Consider the following 16,212-nt stretch of genomic DNA (forward strand, 5'->3'; position numbering starts at 1 on the left):
TCAACGAATTGCGCCATTTGCCAACCCCCGCCCGCGCAAATCAGGCGGCTTTTTTCCAAGCGTTTCGCTTTGACACCCCAACAAAACACAGGTCTTTACCCCGCGACCACCTTGCTGCACCGTTCAAAACTGCGTTAGAGCCCCGCGAAACAGGTGATGTAGAGATGATACGCGCGCTTTTCGCATTGGTCTGCCTGACCTTTGCCATCCTTGCACAGCAAAGCCGGGCACAGACGCTGGATGTCACCACGGTGACCCGCCCTCCGTTTTCCTATGTTGAAGACGGGGCCCAGACCGGGTTTTCCATGGACCTGCTCGAAGCGCTGGCCGAAAAGCTGAACTGGGAGTATTCGGTCGACCGGGTCGGGTCATTCAGCGAGATGCTGGGCGCGGTACAGGACGGGTCGGCCGATCTGGCCATCGCTAACATCTCGATCACCGCCGCACGTGAGACTCAGATGGATTTCAGCCAGCCGATTTTCGAGGCCGGGCTGCAGATCATGGTTCCGTCCGAGGCCGCACGCCAACCGTCGCTGCTACATGCGCTGCTGTCGCGTGAGCTATTCATCGCCATCGGTCTGGCCTTTGCCCTTTTGTTGGGCGGCGGCATGTTGATGTGGACGTTCGAACGCCGCTCGCAGCCCTATTTCGACCGCAAGCTGAACGAGGCATGGTTCCCGTCCTTCTGGTGGGCGCTGAACCTGGTGGTAAATGGCGGGTTCGAGGAACGAATGCCCCGCACCCCGTTTGGCCGCCTGCTGGGTGTGGTCCTGGTAGTCTCGTCCCTGTTCATCGTGTCGGTATTCACGGCGCGCATCACCTCGGTGATGACGGTGGATGCGATCAGCGGCAGCGTGAATTCTGTCAATGACCTGTATGGCAAGCAGGTGGGTACAATCACGGATTCCACCGCCGCAAACTTCCTGAACCGGCGCGAGATTGAGTTTGTCGGGTATTCCGGGCTTGATGAGATGCTAGCCGCCTTCGAAGCCAAGGATCTGGACGCCGCAGTTTTTGATGCGCCGATCCTGTCCTACTATGCCTCGCACGAAGGGCGCCGGATCGCCACAATGACCGGCGGCATCTTTCTGCGTGAAAGCTATGGGATCGCATTCCCCACCGGCTCACCGCTGGTCGAAGAGGTCAACCAAGCGCTGTTGTCGCTGCGCGAAGACGGCACCTATGACGAGGTTTACCGCAAGTGGTTCGGGGTGCGGAACTAAGGCGCTTTAGGTTTTCACAGAAAAAACCAATTGAACTCAGCCTTAGGCCTGTTCCTCATCGCCAAAGAACGGCGTCATCTGCGCGACAATCACTGCGTTTTCATCCAAAGCCCGCTGCATCAGCGCCCGCTCGTCGGGATCGATGTCATGGCCCTGCGCCTCGCGCTCGGCAAGGGTGCCATAGCCGGTGACATCCAGCGGAGCGGTATCAGCTTGTTTCAGAATGGCCACGGTCTCACGCACGGCCTCGGCCTCGTCCACACCGCTGGCGAAACACATCAGCGCCGCCCCGGTCGCGCCTTCAGGCAGGCCGTCGCCATCCTTGCGGCCGATCTGCACAAGCAGGGTATAGACCTGCTGACGAGAGGGTTTCTTTTGCTTTTCCATGGTGGGGGCCATAGCCGTGCGCCCGCCCACGGTCAAGCAGTCGGGAATTGCAGGACTGCAGCTTCGCCTTCATAGTGCCAGGACACAGACCGCAAAGGATGCCCCAATGCCCTATCCTGAATTCATCACCGACTTTCCCAGCCTTGACGTACCCTTCCCCGAGGACGTGGTGCAATCAGCGGTGATCCGGTCGGATGCGGGGTTGGTGGCCTTCTTCACCTTTCTCAAGGATTTCGAACTGCCCGCGCATTCACACAAGGCACAATGGGGCACGGTGATCGAAGGTGAGGTGGAACTGACCATCGGGGATGAAACCAAAACCTATCGTCCCGGCGACAGCTATTCGATCCCCTCCGGCGTTGAACATGGCGGCAAGATCAAGGCTGGATCGCGAGTGATCGACGTGTTTGAGGAACCCGACCGCTATCCGGTCAAAGGGTAAACAAGCTATCCGATCAAAGGGTAAACAAAAAGGCCGCAGCATTGCGCCGCGGCCTCTGGTTTGATCTGCAGTCCGATCAGTCGCGCAGCAGTTCGTTGATCCCGGTTTTCGAACGGGTCTTCTCGTCCACCCGCTTTACGATCACGGCGCAGTACAGGCTGACATTGTTTTTGGACGGCATCGAACCGGCAACAACAACCGAATAGGGCGGCACTTCGCCATACATGACCTCACCGGTCTCACGGTCGACGATCTTGGTCGACTTGCCGATGAACACGCCCATGCCCAGAACCGAGCCTTCGCGGACGATGCAACCTTCGACCACTTCGGAGCGTGCACCGATAAAGCAGTTGTCCTCGATGATGGTCGGACCAGCCTGCATCGGCTCCAGCACGCCGCCGATACCAACGCCGCCGGACAGGTGCACGTTCTTGCCGATCTGCGCGCACGAACCCACGGTGGCCCAGGTATCAACCATGGTGCCTTCGTCAACATAGGCACCCAGATTCACAAAAGACGGCATCAGCACCACGCCCGGCGCGATAAAGGCCGACTTGCGGACCACACAGTTCGGAACCGCGCGGAAGCCGGCGGCCTGCCACTGGTTTTCACCCCAACCGGCGAACTTGCTGTCCACCTTGTCCCACCAGCCACCAGCCTGAGGACCGCCGTTCTGGATTTCCATATCCTTGATACGGAATCCCAGCAGAACCGCTTTCTTGGCCCACTGGTTCACGTGCCAATCACCGCTTTCCAGCTTTTTGGCAACGCGCAGCGAGCCGCTGTCCAGCGCGTTTAGCGTATCTTCGATCGCTTCACGGGTCTCGCCGGTAGTGGCGGGGGTGATGGTGTCGCGCGCCTCCCAGGCGGCTTCGATGGCGGCTTCCAGTTGCGCGTTGGACATGTATGGGCTCCCTGCAGAATCTGTTCACGTTGGTGTTGCCTATACGCAAGCGAAGGACTGGCCGCAATGCGACGCTGAACGCGCGCTTTGCGGCTGTTTGCTGCGGTTTTAGGCGCCCAGCGGATCCGGAGAGATGTTGCCGCCGCAGATCAGCACCGCTACGCGCTCATCCGGTTCCGGCTGGTAAGCCCCTGATAGCAGCGCGGCCAACGCCGTCGCACCGGCCGGTTCCACAAGGATTCGATGTGATTGCCAAAGACGTTGCTGGGCTTCCGCGATGGCCTCATCCCTGACCAGAACGGAAGTCACACCCCGCGCCAGACCGAAGCAGATTGAGCCAATTCGCCGCGCGCCCAGCGCATTGGCGGCGATGCCCGAGACGGTGACATCCACCGGTTCACCCGCCTGCAAAGCCGCATTCAGCGCGCAGGAGGTTTCGGGTTCTACCGCCACAACCTTGCGCGCGCCTTGGAGCCAGGCCAACGCCCCGGCGATCAAGCCACCGCCGCCGACGGCGATCAATACGGTATCGGCCCGCAGGCCCTGCGCCTCCCACTCGGCAAAGCAGGTACCCTGCCCGGCGACAGTGCCGGGCGCGTCGTAGGCGTGGATTTGCATCGCGCCCGTCGCCTCTTCGTGTTGCTGCGCGCCGGTCAGCGCGTTGGCATATTCGCCCGGCACCACGCTCAGATTGGCACCGGTCTGTTCGATCAGAGCAATTTTGGACGGCCCCGCGATTTCCGGAACGAAGATTTTCGCCGGATAGCCCAAGGACCGCGCCGCATAAGCCGCAGCCGCACCATGATTACCGCCGGATGCAGCGACAACGCCCGCGTCAGGCACATCCAGGCTCAGCAGCGTGTTGAACGCCCCGCGCGCCTTGAAACTGCCCGTATGCTGCAGGTGCTCCAGCTTCATCTCGACCGGGTAACCCAGCCCCAAGGCCCGGCTCTCCATCACCGGCGTCACCTGCGCATATCCGGTGATCCGCTCGGCAGCTGCTGAAATTTCACTCTTCCATTTCATTGTTGTTCTTCCGTGACTGGCGCTCTGGCCGCGAACCCTATAGCTGTTTTACGAACACGCAAGCAGGGATAGATCACCCATGAGAGAAGACCGCCTGAGCCCCTTCCGCGACGCGCAAACCGACCGCTCGACCGCGAGCGAGGTGCCGGACACGCCGCAAACACGCTCACCCGCCTATCGCCTTGCCTTTGCCGATGACGATTTCCTGTGTCGGGATGAGCTGCGACCGGTGCGCCTGCAGCTGGAATTGCTGAAACCCGAGATGATCATGACCGAGCGCGAGATCACCTCGACCATCGTCATGTTCGGCGGCGCGCGCATTCCCGAGCCATCTCAGAAACACACGGCACGGACCCAGACCTTGGCCAACCTGTCGGAGTACTATGACGAGGCGCGCGAATTCGCCCGGTTGATGACCGAGAAATCGAACGAAACCGGCTGCCGCGAAAACGTCATCGTCACTGGCGGTGGCCCCGGAGTGATGGAGGCCGGCAACCGCGGCGCGCAGGATGCAGGCGGCTGCTCGATCGGCCTGAACATCGTGCTGCCGCATGAGCAGGCACCGAACGAGTTTGTGACCCCAGACCTCAGCTTCAACTTCCATTACTTCGCCATCCGCAAGATGCATTTCCTGATGCGCGCCCGTGCCATCACCATCTTCCCCGGCGGTTTCGGCACCATGGATGAGCTGTTCGAATCCCTGACCCTGATCCAAACCGGCCGGATGGAACGCGTGCCCTTTCTGCTGTTCGGTCGCGAATTCTGGGAAAAGGTCATCAATTGGGAGGCGCTGGCCGATGCGGGCACGATCTCGGACGAAGACCTCGACCTGTTCCGCTTTGTCGACACTGCGCAAGAGGCGGTCGAGATCATCAAAAATTGGGAACCTGCCCCGCCCCGCGACGAAATCCCGGGGCGCTGAGGGATGGCGCCGAAGACCGGAGAGATGCTGCATCTGCGCGGCAATGCGCTAAACGCGGGCGAGCCGGTGGCGCTGCCGCTTACCCAGAGCAGCATGTACCATCTGCCCGGTTCGCCGGATGGCCTGCCCACCTATGGACGTGTCGACAACCCCACATGGCAGCATCTGGAACACGTTCTTGCCCATCTGGAGGACGCGCCCTGCCTGACCTTCCCGTCGGGCATGGGGGCGATCTCGGCGACGTTGTTCGCGACCCTCAAAGCCGGATCGCGCCTTCTGATCCCGTCGGATGGGTATTACGTCACGCGCGTACTTGCCGACCGGTTTCTGTCCGGGCTGGGAGTTTCGGTCACCGAACGCCCGACGACCACCTTCGCCGAAGGCGGGTTTGACGGGTTTGATGTTGTTTTCTTGGAAAGTCCTTCGAATCCCGGGCTGGACATGATGGACCTGCAAGCCATCGCCTCAGCCGTGCGCGCGGCGGGTGGTATCACGATAGCAGACAATACGACCCTGACGCCGCTGGGCCAGCGCCCGCTGGATATGGGCATCGATGTTGTGGTGGCCTCAGACACCAAGGCCATGGGCGGGCATTCCGACCTGCTGATGGGTCACGTAGCCAGTCGCAACTCGCAGATCATGGAGCGGGTTGAAGAATGGCGGCGCGTGTCCGGCGCGATCCCCGGCCCACATGAGGCCTGGCTGCTGCATCGCGGGTTGGAAACGCTGGACGTGCGCTTTGACCGGATGTGTAGCTCGGCGCAGGTGCTCGCTGAACGGCTGGCGCAGCACCCGGCTGTGAAACACATCCGATATCCCGGCCTGCCCAATGACCCTGCGCATACATTGGCCAAAGCCCAAACCACGCGGTTCGGGTTTCTGCTCTCAATCACGCTGGAGAACGAAGAAAAGGCCGAGACCTTCATCAACACCTGCCCGATGCTGCGGCCCGCCACATCCTTCGGCGGTGTCCACAGTTCTGCCGAGCGCCGCGCGCGGTGGGGCGACGACGTCGACCCTGCGTTCATCCGCCTGTCGGTCGGATGTGAACCGGTGGAAGAACTGTGGCACACGATTGAGGCCAGCCTGAACGCGCTGTGATTACTTTTTGGGTTCGCGCAACTCGGTGAACACGTAGATCGGCAACACGATGCTGCCGATCAACGCACCCAGCCAGACAAGCAGCGTTGCGGCCAGTAGGTTGGAAATCCCGCCAATCGTCAGCCCATTGGTCACCAGATCGGTCACCAGCAAGCCCACGAAGGTCACGATCAGCGCAATCCCACCCTTCAAAGCAGGTGCTTTCTTTTCACCCAGCTTCAGGATCAGCGGCTCGGCGATCCACTGCACCAGCGTAAAGACGATCACAACCACGATGAATGAGATCGGCCGGATCGCAAACTCCGGCAGCAAAATCGCAGCAATCAACAACCCGATGGCATTCCCGGCCAGCAGGGCCAGGATGGACTTGAGTCTGCGCGTCATGTGCGTCTCCGTCAAAAAAAATCGAAACATGCATATGTTAACAGACCTGCGGGATTTTGCGAGCGGTTTCAAAAGCCTCTTCCTTTTGCCCCCTTGAAAACGCATGATAAAACCATCCTGTTCCGCCCGACCTGCGAGAGGTGAGATGAGCGACGATCCCTATTCCGCCCTTGGCGTCACCAAAGACGCCAGCGATGCCGAGATCAAAAAGGCCTATCGGCGCATCGCCAAGGAGTGTCACCCCGATTTGAAACCCGGTGACGCTGAGGCAGAAGCCAAGTTCAAGGCCGCCGCGGCCGCCTATGACCTTCTGAAAGACCCGGAAAAGCGGGGGCAATACGACCGGGGTGAGATCGACGCTTCGGGTCAGGAACGCCCTCAACAGCAATATTACCGAGAATACTCCGAGGCCGCAGGAAACCCTTATCGCGGACGGGCGGCGGACCCGGACGATATGTCGGACATCTTCGCCGAGTTCATGCGTGGTCGAGGTGGCTATGGCCAACGCACGCAAGAGTTCCATGCACCAGGACACAATCGCGCCTACAGCCTGCAGATCAGCTTTCTGGATGCGGTGTTCGGGGCCAGCCAGAAACTGACCCTGCCCAATGGCGACCGGATCGAGGTGAAAATCCCCGCAGGCATCACCGACGGCCAGACCATCCGCCTGCGCGGCAAAGGTGATCCGGGCTTTGGTGAGGGGCCGCCGGGCGACGCGCTGGTCACGGTCTCGGTTGCGAAACACCCGGTCTTTGACCGTCAGGGCGACGACATCCACATCACCCTGCCGATCACGATTGATGAGGCTGTTTTAGGCGGCAAGGTGCCCGCTCCCACCATCGACGGCGGCGTCAATGTCAGCGTCCCGGCAGGCACAAGCAGCGGCAAAACCCTGCGCCTGCGCGGCAAGGGGGTTAAAAAGCGCGGTTCGACCGAACGCGGCGATCAGTTGATCGAACTGACCGTCACGATGCCCGACCAGATCGACGACGAGTTGAAGCAGTTTATGGAGACATGGCGTGAAAATCATAGCTATGATCCGCGCAAAGGAATGTCGTCATGAGCCTGACCGAAGAGCAACTGATCGCAACCGTCACCCGCCTGACCTCGGCCCGGCTAACCGAATACCTGGCCGCCGAGATCGTGATCCCCGAACAAACGGATGAGGGGCTGGTCTACCACAGCCTCGACGTCGCCCGTCTGGAACTGGCTTGCGAGCTACACGATCAGTACGAGATGGAGCCGGATGCGCTGTCGATGATGATCTCTCTGATCGACCAGATGCACGGGTTGCGCGCCGAACTGCGTGAGGTTCTGAATGCGGTCGAGGCGCAACCCGACCCCGTCCGCAAACAACTGATCGAGGTCATCGGCACAGCGCGGTTCCGTCGCAGATAACGGGCTTTTGGACTCGGGGCGTTTGCCGTAAAAGGCCCCCTTGATCCAAAGCCCGGTATTTCCATGACCCAGTCCAGATCCGAATTGCTGATGCCTGCGGGCAGTCTGCGCAAGCTGAAACTCGCCATCCTGTATGGGGCGGACGCGGTGTATCTGGGTACGCCTGACATGTCGCTGCGCACGAAATCCGAGTTCTCGCTGGAAGAGGTGATCGAAGGGGTCGAGTTCTGCCACCAACATGGGCGGCGCGCCTATCTGACGTTGAACCTGTTCTCGCACAACAAGGACATTCCGAAGCTGGACGAATACATCGATACGGTCCGCAAGGTGAAGCCCGACGGGCTGATCATCGCCGACCCCGGAGTGTTTCAATATGTGCGCGAACGCGCACCGGAATTGCCGCTGCATATCTCGACCCAGGCCAATATCTGTTCCTGGCTTTCGGTGAAATTCTGGCAGGATCAGGGGGCCGAACTGGTGGTTTTGGCGCGTGAGGTCTCGTACCCTGAACTGGTGGAAATCCGTGAGAAATGCCCGGACATCAAGCTTGAGGCCTTTGTCCACGGTGCCATGTGCATGACCTATTCGGGCCGCTGCCTGCTGTCGAACTTCATGGCCGAGCGAGGGGCCAATCAGGGCAATTGCGCCAATTCCTGCCGCTGGAACTATGGACTTAAGCTGCGCCTCAAGGACGGCACGCATCAGGAACTCCGCATCACCGAGGAAAACGCCGACCTGTTCGAGTTCCTGTTGGAAGAAGGCTGCCGCCCCGGTGACCTGATGCCCATCGAAGAGGATGATCGGGGATCATACATCCTGAATTCCCGCGATCTGTGCATCATGTCGAAACTGGACGAATACCTGAAGATCGGGGTCGACAGTCTAAAAGTCGAAGGGCGCGGCAAGTCAGAATATTATGCTGCCATCGTCGCGCGCGCTTACCGCATGGCCATCGATGACTATCACGCGGACCCCGAGAACTGGGATCCAAAGCCGTATATGCGCGAACTCGAAACAGTCGGGAATCGCGGCTATACGCTGGCCTTCCACGAGGGTCGCCTGACCAACTATTCCCATGATTACGAGCACACGGCATCCATCGCCCAATGGGAATATGCCGGGATCGTCACCGAAGTGACCGAAGACGCGTTTCTGGTCGAGGTGAAGAACAAGCTGGAACCGGGCGACGTGCTGGATTTCGTCTCGCCCATCTCGCGTGAGACGGTTCTGCTGCGGGTCTATGATTTCGAACGCGCCCATGACGGCAAAAGGTTGGATGTGGTGCATGGCAGCACGAAAACCGTCATCCGCCTGCCCTTCACCCTGTTCGATCACGAAGACATCGACGACCTGCGCGCCCGCTTCCCGATCTATTCCGTGCTGCGCAAGGAACGCGCCCTGACCGACGAACACTGGAGCCGCATCCGCTTTGACAAACTGGTGCAAGGGCTTGAGACCTCGGGCCGTGACAACCCGAAAGCTTATGAGCGTCGTCGGGACGAGCTGGTCGAAAAGATCGGCGAGGATGGCAACGAACGCCGCTTCAAGACCAACCGGATCGGAACCGAGGGCTGCTGCGGCAAAGGCTGCAACGGTTGCTTGATCTTCTGGCAGGATGAGAAATACGCATTGGCCCGCGAGGTGCTGTCGAAACGCAAACAGGGCGAACAACTCAGCCGCCGCGAAGCCACAGCGCTGAAACTGCCCGACGAGGCCGTGTGAGGCTCAGTTCCCGGCGATGTAGTCTTCGGGAACAAAGAAGGTGTAATCCCGGTCCGCAACTGCCGCGTGGCAATCATGGCAATAGGCAACCGCTGAGGCGCGGAACCCCATCGTGTCACCGAACAAAGACCCGTCCGGCAGTACCATGATATAGCGCCAATCGGCCGTTTCAGGGCTGTCGCCCTTGGCCAGTTTCTCCATCACGAAAAGGGCGCCGGGATGGATGTTGCCCTCGTCCGTGACAGTCACGCTATCCTTGGCCAAGACCGAGCCCTTGGGCAGCTTTTCGCCCTCCTGCAGGGTTCCGTAATTATGTGCCATGCGATTGGCATAGCTGTTCACGAAACGCTGGCCATGAGTGGCCGAGATATAGGGCGCATCATTGAACAGTGGCCAGCTTTGGTAGTTCAGCAACTGATCCATCTGCGCGGCCTGGTACCCGCGCGCCATGCGCCGCTGCAGCGACTTGTAGATCTGCAGCGCCTCGTCCTTGGACAAATCCGCCGGGTTTTCGATGGCAATATGCGCATCTTCGCCGGGGGATTGGGCAGCGGACTGGGTGGCGGAAACGCCCGAAATCGCCAACGCTGAAAGGGAAATCAAAAAAACTCGTTTTAATCGTAACAACATAGGGATGGCCTACCTGGTTTAAAAGGTTCGCCTGAACGCCGCTGGTCATGCATCAAATAAGATAGCGGCCCTGAACAAACACGCCACGACAGGACGGCGGCTTTCACCGCTTTGTGCGCAAGAGTGAAATGCGCCCATCCCGCCTTAACGGCTCAAACATATCAAATATTGCATTCAAAGGACAGCGGGGCGAACATTAATTTATTGTCGCTCACTGGGATACAATCGAATGGATCAGCTTTGCAGCCCGGCTTCGGCCGCAATCTGCTTGCGTGACTTGCGCGCGCGCTCGGTGGCCGATTTCAGCTGACCACAAGCCGCCATGATATCTTCGCCGCGGGTTTTGCGGATCGGTGAAGCATAGCCAGCCTGATAGATGATGTTCGCAAAGGCCCGGATTCGGTTGTTCGAGCTGCGCTTGTACGGCGCGCCGGGCCATTCGTTGAATGGGATCAGGTTGATCTTGGCCGGGATGTTGTGGCGCTTGATGTGGTCGATCAGGCGATGTGCGTCCTCATCGCTGTCGTTCACGCCATCCAGCATCACATATTCGAACGTGATCCGTTCGGAATTCGAAGCTTTGGGGTAGCTGGCCAAAGCCTGTAGCAGCTCTTCGATGTTCCAACGTTTATTGATCGGCACCAGCACGTCGCGGGTTTCATCCGTGGTGGCGTGGAACGAGATCGCCAGCAGACAGCCAATTTCTTCGGCCGTACGCGCAATCTCAGGCACAACGCCCGAGGTCGACAGGGTGATGCGACGGCGCGACAGGGATATCCCCTCGGGGTCCATAGCGATCTTCATCGCATCACGAACGTTTTCGAAGTTATAGAGCGGCTCACCCATGCCCATCAGTACGATGTTGGACAGCAGCCGCGTTTCGTCCTTGGGCGCACCAGGCACCGGCCATTCCTCAAGATCATCACGCGCCATCATCACTTGGCCGACAATCTCGGCTGCCGTCAGGTTGCGCACCAGTTTCTGTGTACCCGTATGGCAGAAGGAACATGTCAGCGTGCAGCCAACCTGAGACGAGATACACAGCGTGCCGCGATCCTCTTCGGGGATGTAGACCACCTCGACCTCATGCCCGCCGGCGATGCGGCACAGGTATTTGCGGGTGCCATCCTCGGACACCTGACGTGTCACAACCTCGGGGATTTCGATCACGAAATTCTCGGCCAGTTGCCCCCGATAGGCTTTGGCCAGGTTGGTCATCTCGGCAAAGTCGCGCACGCCCCATTGATAAATCCACTGCCAGATCTGGCCGGTCCGCATCTTGGCCTGCTTTTCCGGCGTGCCGTGTTCGATCAGAACCTCGCGCAGCTGGTCGCGGGTCAGGCCGACAAGGTTAATCTTCCCCTCGGGCAGCTTGCGGGGGATGGTCATGACGTCTTGAGTGATCGGCGCTTTGGGCGACATGTGGCTATCTCAACGGATTCTGGCTTGGGATGCGCCTCTATATAGGAACATCCGCAAAGATCAAAAGGAATCGTATCGATCAATCGGCAAAGCGCAGCAATTCATCAACACGGGCACGCCCCAGATCAACCCGGCATGCGGTGATTGCGATTCCTGTTCCTGACCCACCGCCGTATGAGGCGCCGATGGCCTCGCATTGTGCATCCCTGTAGCTTTCCCAGGCCGTTTGCGCGGCCTCAAGCGCAGGCTGAGCCGCCACCCGCCCGGTAACCTCGTCCAGCTCGGCTGCGGCCTGCATGGCAAAGCCGTAGCTTTCCTGTAAGGCCATCGCGACGCGGTCCTCTGCCTCGCCAACGCAAGCGCCGATTTCAACCTGCGATCCCGCGTCCGAACACTCTAGTGTCGGGTCCGCCAAAGCAGTGGATGGCAACAACAATAATAGCAAAACGTAGCGCATTTTCTTTTCCCGACTGAGGCTTATGTTGCGCCACGATACCACGCAATTAGCCATGGCCCCAAATACAGTTAGGCCGCACCGACCAAGCCGATGCGGCCAAATCCATTCTGGCTGGGTCAGATCAAACCCCTCAGATCCCCGTAGGCAGGATATCACAATCCGCTGCATCCAGCGTTTTTACCGGGTCTTCCGGGCCGCATTGTTCACCAGAAACCGGATAGGTTTCGGTGTCCTTCTCACAAGCGCTCAAAAACATGGCAGCGGTCATCATGAGGGCGACAATGGTTTTGTTCAGCATGGGCAAGCTCCTTCCTTCTTTCTGAACCGATTAGTTCAGAAAAGCCGATGGCTCACTTTGATACGGATCAATTTTTCAGGCAGACGTAGCGTCAACGTGGTGCCCTAAAAAGAAAACCCCGCCTGACGACGGGGTTTTGTCGTTTCTGCCGATGGCGATCAGTTCGTGCAGCGCTTTTGCGCATCCTCAAGTGCTGCTGTGAACCCCAGCAACGAGAACGTGTCTTTGGTCTGCGTGCCGCGCTCGGATCGTGCGGTCAGCACCGCCTCGGTGCCTTTTTTCATGGCGGCGATCACTTTGGGTTCCTGACCTTGGGTTGCGGGCCAGGCCCATTCCCCGTCGGTGATGAACTCAAACTCCTGATCGTCGATCCGGACATTGACCGAAGACCCGGCCGCAAACGGGTAACCGCCGGTAAAGGACACCTGACCGGCGACGTCTTCACTGGGGCGGAAAACCACGAACAACAGGATGTCGCTGCGCCGCACCGAGACCACGCGCCCACCGCGTGTGTTCACGGTTTCGTCGGGCGTCGCAACGCTCCAGCATTCCGTGGGATCTTCTTCGACGAACACGCTCCAATCCGTCTTGGCAGCCACGCGGTTGGTGCTGGACGCCTGTTGAGCGATTGCAGTTGTGGCCATCCCTGCCACGCACAGGCCCGCGATCACGCGGACGAGTTTCGATCCCATCTGTCCAGCCTCCTAGCTCGACCTAAAACCTCATACCCATCGGAAACGCCTGCGCACCTTGCCGGTTCGTCTGTAAGTTGCGTATTCCGATGATTGTCGACATACACACACTAACGCAGGTTTCGCCACAGGCGAAAGGGCGATTGGCAGAATTTTGCGCATAAAATCGGAGGTCCGGATGACACAGCCTATAGCAATGACAGAACTGTGGCGCGGCCCGTTGCTGGAAAGCCTGCATCTGGGTCATGCGGTGATCTGCGATGACAGCGGCCAGATCGTGCAAAGCTGGGGTGACCCGGATGTGACAATCTACCCCCGATCTTCGGCCAAGATGATTCAGGGGCTGCCTCTGATCACCTCTGGCGCGGCCGCTAAATACGGGTTGAATAGCGAGCATCTGGCGCTGGCCTGCGCCTCACATAGCGGCGCGCATATCCATACCGACCGCGTGACCGCCTGGCTGGACCATCTGGGTCTGACCGAGCACGATTTGCGCTGTGGCCCGCAGGAACCGCAAGACATGGCCGCGCGCGACGGGCTGATTCTGGCCGATGATACGCCCTGCCAGATCCACAACAACTGCTCGGGCAAGCATTGTGGGTTCTTGACCGTAGCTCAGCATATGGGCGCGGGGCCGGAATATCTGGAAATCGACCATCCGGTGCAGCAAGCCTGCCTTTCTGCGCTTGAAGAAACCAGCGGTGAGACCAGCCCCGCCTATGGCATCGATGGCTGCTCGGCCCCAAATTTCGCCACGTCGCTTGTGGGGCTGGCGCGATCGATGGCCTGGTTCGCCTCGGCCGCGGACCGATCAGACCGGGCCAGCGATGCGGCGCAGCAGTTGACGGCTGCGATGATCAAGCATCCGGAACTGGTCGCGGGTGAAAACCGCGCCTGTACCGAGCTTATGCGCGCCATGGATGGCCGCGCAGCCATTAAAACCGGGGCCGAGGCTGTTTTCATCGCAATTATTCCGGAAAAACGCATGGGTGTGGCGCTGAAGATCACTGACGGCACCACGCGTGCCAGCGAATGCGCCATCGCAAACATTCTGGTCCATCTGGGCGTGCTGGAGGCCGAACACCCGGCCACCCGCAAATTCATGAACGCCATCCAATACAGTCGCCGCGGGATAGAATGCGGCGTGATCCGTCCTGCGCCGGGATTCCCCGGCTAAGGGTCACATTTCGATCGGATGCACCTCGGCCACTTCGACCGAACCAGAGCCGTTCACCACCATGGGGCAGCCCTTGGCCATCTCAGTCGCTGCGTCGATGCTGTCGGCTTTGATCACGGTAAAGCCAGAGGCCGGGTTTGCCCCGCCATTGTCGACAACGCCGCCGGAACTGACCGTATAAGACTGACCCACCGGGTTGCCGGGGATGTCCAGCGCCTCGCCCATGTTCTGAAACCAGGCGCCCCAAGCAGCCATGGTCGCTTCGATTTCGGCGGGATCGGTTGGGGTATGACCGCCGTGATACACAAATAGAAATTGGGGCATTTCTCTTCCTCCCTGATGAATTTTTTAAAATTGCGCCTCGAGCTTGCGCAACGACGATGTCCAACCTTGGTTGTGGTTGGCTGCAATCTCATCATCGCCCAGATCGCGGTGATCCAGGATCAGTCGCGCGCCCTCGCCCGCCGGTTCGACGGTCAGCGTCACATGGCTTTCGGCGCCGCGCTTGTCCTGATCGTCATGCCAACCCCATGTGAACCCCACCGAGTTGGGTGCATCGAAATGGGTGACTTGCCCCGAGACCTTGTATTGCTGACCCTCGGCATTCTGCATGACCGAATACCACGGCCCAAGACGCGAGAAATCCAGGTCATGCTCGGGCACATGCATCCCTTCCGGCCCCCACCACTGCAACAGCTTTGCGCCATCGCTGATCCAAGCGAACAGGTTTTCCGGAGTTGTGGGGAACTCACGTTCCAGTTTCAGGTCGGCCATGAGTTTTCCCTTTCGATCAAGTCGTTCAAACGGTCGAGGCTGCCTTCCCAGAATTGCCGTTTCGAGATGGTCCATTCGGCAATCGCCCGCAGCCCCTCGGGCTGGATGGAATACATCCGCTGGCTGCCCTGTACCCGCTGCTGCACCAAACCAGCCTCTCGCAACAGTTTCAGATGGCGCGAGATCGCAGCACCGGACATGCCGCGCCCTTCAATCAGGTCACCAACGGGCAGTTCGCCATCCTGCATCAACTGCTCGACGATCGAGAATCGGGTGGCATCGGACAGGGCTGAGAAGGCGGTCAGAAGTGTGTTCATGACCACTGTTTAACATTTTTGTTAAATAAAGGGAAGCCCCTGCTGTCAAACCATGGCAAAGGCCGCGCGGGAATAGCCCTGCAGATACAACAGCGCCGTCAGATCCCCGTAGTTGACTCGAATGTCACATTGCCGCGCAACCGAGGGCTTGGCGTGCAGCGCCACCCCTGTTCCGGCCCGGCCCAACATGCCCAAATCGTTGGCGCCATCGCCCACGGCCAGCACGTCAGCCTCGGACAAACCCAGCCGTTTGGTGATCTGCTCCAGCGCATCCACTTTGGCCTGCTTGCCCAGAATCGGGCGCTGCACATCGCCGGTCAGCTTGCCGTTCTCAGTCAGCAGCGTGTTGGCACGGTTTTCGTCAAAGCCCAACTGCTCGGCCACCTTCGCGGTAAAAGCTGTGAACCCGCCCGAGACCAGAGCCGCATAGCCGCCATTCATGCGCATGGTGGCAACCAGCTCCGCCCCGCCTGGCATCAGCGTTATGCGTTCCTCAAGCACCTTGTCGATCACCGATTCGTCCAACCCTTTCAGCAGGCCGACGCGTTCGATCAGGGCACCTTCGAAATCCAGCTCGCCATTCATTGCCCGCGCGGTGATCTCTTTGACCCGGTCGCCAACGCCGGCCTCATCGGCCAACTCGTCAATACATTCCTGCAGGATCATGGTGCTGTCCATATCCGCCAGCAGCATCAGTTTGCGACGCTTGCCCAGCGGCTGCACAATCAGATCGACCTCCAACAGCTGCAGCTCGGCCCAGACCTTCCATTGATTGTCGGATACAGCCGGGAACCTGAACTCGGCCGCCTCGTTCTCACTCAGCCAGACCGGTTCTTCCCCACCCCACGCATTGCAAAGCGCCTCGACCAGAGCCTCGTCCAGCTTTGGCGTGTTTGGGTTCGTCAACAGAGTGGCTACGTACATGGTCGGTCTCCT

21 protein-coding genes are annotated in these 16,212 nt (G+C 59.6%); 8 read left to right on the forward strand and 13 right to left on the reverse strand.

The window, feature by feature from the left end:
• Positions 1-164: 164 nt before the first annotated feature.
• Positions 165-1,223, forward strand: coding sequence for a transporter substrate-binding domain-containing protein (locus tag ACXAGD_RS15255; protein WP_475211704.1), 1,059 nt, complete (start codon positions 165-167; stop codon positions 1,221-1,223).
• Between the two features lie 42 nt (positions 1,224-1,265).
• Here the strand turns inward: ACXAGD_RS15255 and ACXAGD_RS15260 are convergent, their stop codons facing one another.
• Positions 1,266-1,610: a hypothetical protein gene (locus ACXAGD_RS15260; protein WP_170328148.1), complete on the reverse strand. Its 345-nt coding sequence runs from the start codon at positions 1,608-1,610 to the stop codon at positions 1,266-1,268.
• A gap of 106 nt (positions 1,611-1,716) precedes the next feature.
• On the opposite strand from ACXAGD_RS15260, the gene ACXAGD_RS15265 reads away from it, so the two are divergent.
• Positions 1,717-2,052, forward strand: coding sequence for a cupin domain-containing protein (locus ACXAGD_RS15265; RefSeq protein WP_475211706.1), 336 nt, complete (start codon positions 1,717-1,719; stop codon positions 2,050-2,052).
• A gap of 76 nt (positions 2,053-2,128) precedes the next feature.
• On the opposite strand, the gene dapD is transcribed toward ACXAGD_RS15265, so the two are convergent.
• On the reverse strand, positions 2,129-2,956 hold the full coding sequence (gene dapD, locus ACXAGD_RS15270) for a 2,3,4,5-tetrahydropyridine-2,6-dicarboxylate N-succinyltransferase (RefSeq protein ID WP_475211708.1): 828 nt from the start codon (positions 2,954-2,956) through the stop codon (positions 2,129-2,131).
• Between the two features lie 108 nt (positions 2,957-3,064).
• Positions 3,065-3,982, reverse strand: a complete 918-nt coding sequence (locus ACXAGD_RS15275) for a threonine/serine dehydratase (protein WP_475211709.1) — start codon at positions 3,980-3,982, stop codon at positions 3,065-3,067.
• Positions 3,983-4,061: 79 nt separating this feature from the next.
• Here ACXAGD_RS15275 and ACXAGD_RS15280 point away from each other — a divergent pair, with 79 nt between their 5' ends.
• Entirely contained in the window at positions 4,062-4,904 is an 843-nt protein-coding gene (locus ACXAGD_RS15280) for an LOG family protein (protein WP_475211711.1), read from the forward strand.
• 3 nt (positions 4,905-4,907) lie between these two features.
• A complete protein-coding gene (locus ACXAGD_RS15285) occupies positions 4,908-6,005 on the forward strand; it encodes a cystathionine gamma-lyase (protein WP_475211712.1) in 1,098 nt (365 codons plus the stop codon).
• Here ACXAGD_RS15285 and ACXAGD_RS15290 read toward each other — a convergent pair whose 3' ends face one another.
• Complete coding sequence (locus ACXAGD_RS15290; RefSeq protein WP_170329562.1) at positions 6,006-6,389, reverse strand: hypothetical protein; 384 nt, start codon at positions 6,387-6,389, stop codon at positions 6,006-6,008.
• A gap of 145 nt (positions 6,390-6,534) precedes the next feature.
• Between ACXAGD_RS15290 and ACXAGD_RS15295 the strand changes: the two genes are divergently transcribed.
• The 3 genes from ACXAGD_RS15295 (at position 6,535) to ACXAGD_RS15305 (ending at position 9,509) form a co-directional block, all read left to right on the forward strand.
• Positions 6,535-7,452, forward strand: coding sequence for a DnaJ C-terminal domain-containing protein (locus tag ACXAGD_RS15295; RefSeq protein WP_475211714.1), 918 nt, complete (start codon positions 6,535-6,537; stop codon positions 7,450-7,452).
• The gene (locus ACXAGD_RS15300; protein ID WP_170328048.1) at positions 7,449-7,787 is read left to right on the forward strand and encodes a chaperone modulator CbpM; all 339 of its coding nucleotides are present in this window, start codon (positions 7,449-7,451) and stop codon (positions 7,785-7,787) included. The genes ACXAGD_RS15295 and ACXAGD_RS15300 overlap by 4 nt, the downstream gene beginning before the upstream one ends.
• A gap of 63 nt (positions 7,788-7,850) precedes the next feature.
• On the forward strand, positions 7,851-9,509 hold the full coding sequence (locus tag ACXAGD_RS15305; protein WP_475211715.1) for a U32 family peptidase: 1,659 nt from the start codon (positions 7,851-7,853) through the stop codon (positions 9,507-9,509).
• Positions 9,510-9,512: 3 nt separating this feature from the next.
• On the opposite strand, the gene ACXAGD_RS15310 is transcribed toward ACXAGD_RS15305, so the two are convergent.
• The 5 genes from ACXAGD_RS15310 to ACXAGD_RS15330 all read right to left on the reverse strand — a co-directional run bounded on the left by ACXAGD_RS15310 (position 9,513) and on the right by ACXAGD_RS15330 (position 13,008).
• Positions 9,513-10,112, reverse strand: coding sequence for a cytochrome P460 family protein (locus tag ACXAGD_RS15310; RefSeq protein ID WP_475211716.1), 600 nt, complete (start codon positions 10,110-10,112; stop codon positions 9,513-9,515).
• 261 nt (positions 10,113-10,373) lie between these two features.
• Positions 10,374-11,561 carry a dual-specificity RNA methyltransferase RlmN gene (gene rlmN, locus ACXAGD_RS15315; protein ID WP_475211717.1) on the reverse strand — a complete coding sequence of 396 codons (1,188 nt, stop codon included), beginning with the start codon at positions 11,559-11,561 and terminating at the stop codon, positions 10,374-10,376.
• Between the two features lie 79 nt (positions 11,562-11,640).
• Entirely contained in the window at positions 11,641-12,018 is a 378-nt protein-coding gene (locus ACXAGD_RS15320; RefSeq protein ID WP_475211718.1) for a lysozyme inhibitor LprI family protein, read from the reverse strand.
• Between the two features lie 130 nt (positions 12,019-12,148).
• Entirely contained in the window at positions 12,149-12,316 is a 168-nt protein-coding gene (locus tag ACXAGD_RS15325) for a hypothetical protein (RefSeq protein WP_475211719.1), read from the reverse strand.
• A gap of 158 nt (positions 12,317-12,474) precedes the next feature.
• Positions 12,475-13,008: an invasion associated locus B family protein gene (locus ACXAGD_RS15330; protein WP_475211720.1), complete on the reverse strand. Its 534-nt coding sequence runs from the start codon at positions 13,006-13,008 to the stop codon at positions 12,475-12,477.
• Between the two features lie 178 nt (positions 13,009-13,186).
• Between ACXAGD_RS15330 and ACXAGD_RS15335 the strand changes: the two genes are divergently transcribed.
• Complete coding sequence (locus ACXAGD_RS15335; RefSeq protein ID WP_475211721.1) at positions 13,187-14,185, forward strand: asparaginase; 999 nt, start codon at positions 13,187-13,189, stop codon at positions 14,183-14,185.
• 3 nt (positions 14,186-14,188) lie between these two features.
• On the opposite strand, the gene ACXAGD_RS15340 is transcribed toward ACXAGD_RS15335, so the two are convergent.
• The 4 genes from ACXAGD_RS15340 to serB are packed head-to-tail and all read right to left on the reverse strand — an operon-like array spanning position 14,189 to position 16,200.
• Positions 14,189-14,509: a YciI family protein gene (locus tag ACXAGD_RS15340; RefSeq protein ID WP_475211722.1), complete on the reverse strand. Its 321-nt coding sequence runs from the start codon at positions 14,507-14,509 to the stop codon at positions 14,189-14,191.
• A 24-nt stretch (positions 14,510-14,533) separates the two neighbouring features.
• Positions 14,534-14,959: an SRPBCC family protein gene (locus tag ACXAGD_RS15345; protein ID WP_475211723.1), complete on the reverse strand. Its 426-nt coding sequence runs from the start codon at positions 14,957-14,959 to the stop codon at positions 14,534-14,536.
• Positions 14,947-15,276 (reverse strand): ArsR/SmtB family transcription factor, encoded by a 330-nt coding sequence (locus tag ACXAGD_RS15350; protein ID WP_475211725.1) that lies wholly within the window; start codon positions 15,274-15,276, stop codon positions 14,947-14,949. Before ACXAGD_RS15350 ends, ACXAGD_RS15345 begins: the two co-directional genes overlap by 13 nt.
• A gap of 45 nt (positions 15,277-15,321) precedes the next feature.
• Complete coding sequence (gene serB / locus ACXAGD_RS15355; RefSeq protein WP_475211727.1) at positions 15,322-16,200, reverse strand: phosphoserine phosphatase SerB; 879 nt, start codon at positions 16,198-16,200, stop codon at positions 15,322-15,324.
• Positions 16,201-16,212: the final 12 nt, after the last annotated feature.

Source organism: Ruegeria sp. ABF4_144 (assembly GCF_056160045.1).

What these genes read in the sequence shown, in the direction of transcription:
- ACXAGD_RS15320 (WP_475211718.1), bottom strand. Translation starts at nt 12,018, where the DNA reads ATGCGCTACGTTTTGCTATTATTGTTGTTGCCATCCACTGCTTTGGCG.
- ACXAGD_RS15305 (WP_475211715.1), top strand. Translation starts at nt 7,851, where the DNA reads ATGACCCAGTCCAGATCCGAATTGCTGATGCCTGCGGGCAGTCTGCGC.
- ACXAGD_RS15340 (WP_475211722.1), bottom strand. Translation starts at nt 14,509, where the DNA reads ATGCCCCAATTTCTATTTGTGTATCACGGCGGTCATACCCCAACCGAT.
- ACXAGD_RS15345 (WP_475211723.1), bottom strand. Translation starts at nt 14,959, where the DNA reads ATGGCCGACCTGAAACTGGAACGTGAGTTCCCCACAACTCCGGAAAAC.
- ACXAGD_RS15265 (WP_475211706.1), top strand. Translation starts at nt 1,717, where the DNA reads ATGCCCTATCCTGAATTCATCACCGACTTTCCCAGCCTTGACGTACCC.
- ACXAGD_RS15255 (WP_475211704.1), top strand. Translation starts at nt 165, where the DNA reads ATGATACGCGCGCTTTTCGCATTGGTCTGCCTGACCTTTGCCATCCTT.
- ACXAGD_RS15260 (WP_170328148.1), bottom strand. Translation starts at nt 1,610, where the DNA reads ATGGAAAAGCAAAAGAAACCCTCTCGTCAGCAGGTCTATACCCTGCTT.
- ACXAGD_RS15335 (WP_475211721.1), top strand. Translation starts at nt 13,187, where the DNA reads ATGACACAGCCTATAGCAATGACAGAACTGTGGCGCGGCCCGTTGCTG.
- dapD (WP_475211708.1), bottom strand. Translation starts at nt 2,956, where the DNA reads ATGTCCAACGCGCAACTGGAAGCCGCCATCGAAGCCGCCTGGGAGGCG.
- ACXAGD_RS15330 (WP_475211720.1), bottom strand. Translation starts at nt 13,008, where the DNA reads ATGGGATCGAAACTCGTCCGCGTGATCGCGGGCCTGTGCGTGGCAGGG.
- ACXAGD_RS15275 (WP_475211709.1), bottom strand. Translation starts at nt 3,982, where the DNA reads ATGAAATGGAAGAGTGAAATTTCAGCAGCTGCCGAGCGGATCACCGGA.
- ACXAGD_RS15295 (WP_475211714.1), top strand. Translation starts at nt 6,535, where the DNA reads ATGAGCGACGATCCCTATTCCGCCCTTGGCGTCACCAAAGACGCCAGC.
- serB (WP_475211727.1), bottom strand. Translation starts at nt 16,200, where the DNA reads ATGTACGTAGCCACTCTGTTGACGAACCCAAACACGCCAAAGCTGGAC.
- rlmN (WP_475211717.1), bottom strand. Translation starts at nt 11,561, where the DNA reads ATGTCGCCCAAAGCGCCGATCACTCAAGACGTCATGACCATCCCCCGC.
- ACXAGD_RS15290 (WP_170329562.1), bottom strand. Translation starts at nt 6,389, where the DNA reads ATGACGCGCAGACTCAAGTCCATCCTGGCCCTGCTGGCCGGGAATGCC.
- ACXAGD_RS15300 (WP_170328048.1), top strand. Translation starts at nt 7,449, where the DNA reads ATGAGCCTGACCGAAGAGCAACTGATCGCAACCGTCACCCGCCTGACC.
- ACXAGD_RS15350 (WP_475211725.1), bottom strand. Translation starts at nt 15,276, where the DNA reads ATGAACACACTTCTGACCGCCTTCTCAGCCCTGTCCGATGCCACCCGA.
- ACXAGD_RS15325 (WP_475211719.1), bottom strand. Translation starts at nt 12,316, where the DNA reads ATGCTGAACAAAACCATTGTCGCCCTCATGATGACCGCTGCCATGTTT.
- ACXAGD_RS15280 (WP_475211711.1), top strand. Translation starts at nt 4,062, where the DNA reads ATGAGAGAAGACCGCCTGAGCCCCTTCCGCGACGCGCAAACCGACCGC.
- ACXAGD_RS15285 (WP_475211712.1), top strand. Translation starts at nt 4,908, where the DNA reads ATGGCGCCGAAGACCGGAGAGATGCTGCATCTGCGCGGCAATGCGCTA.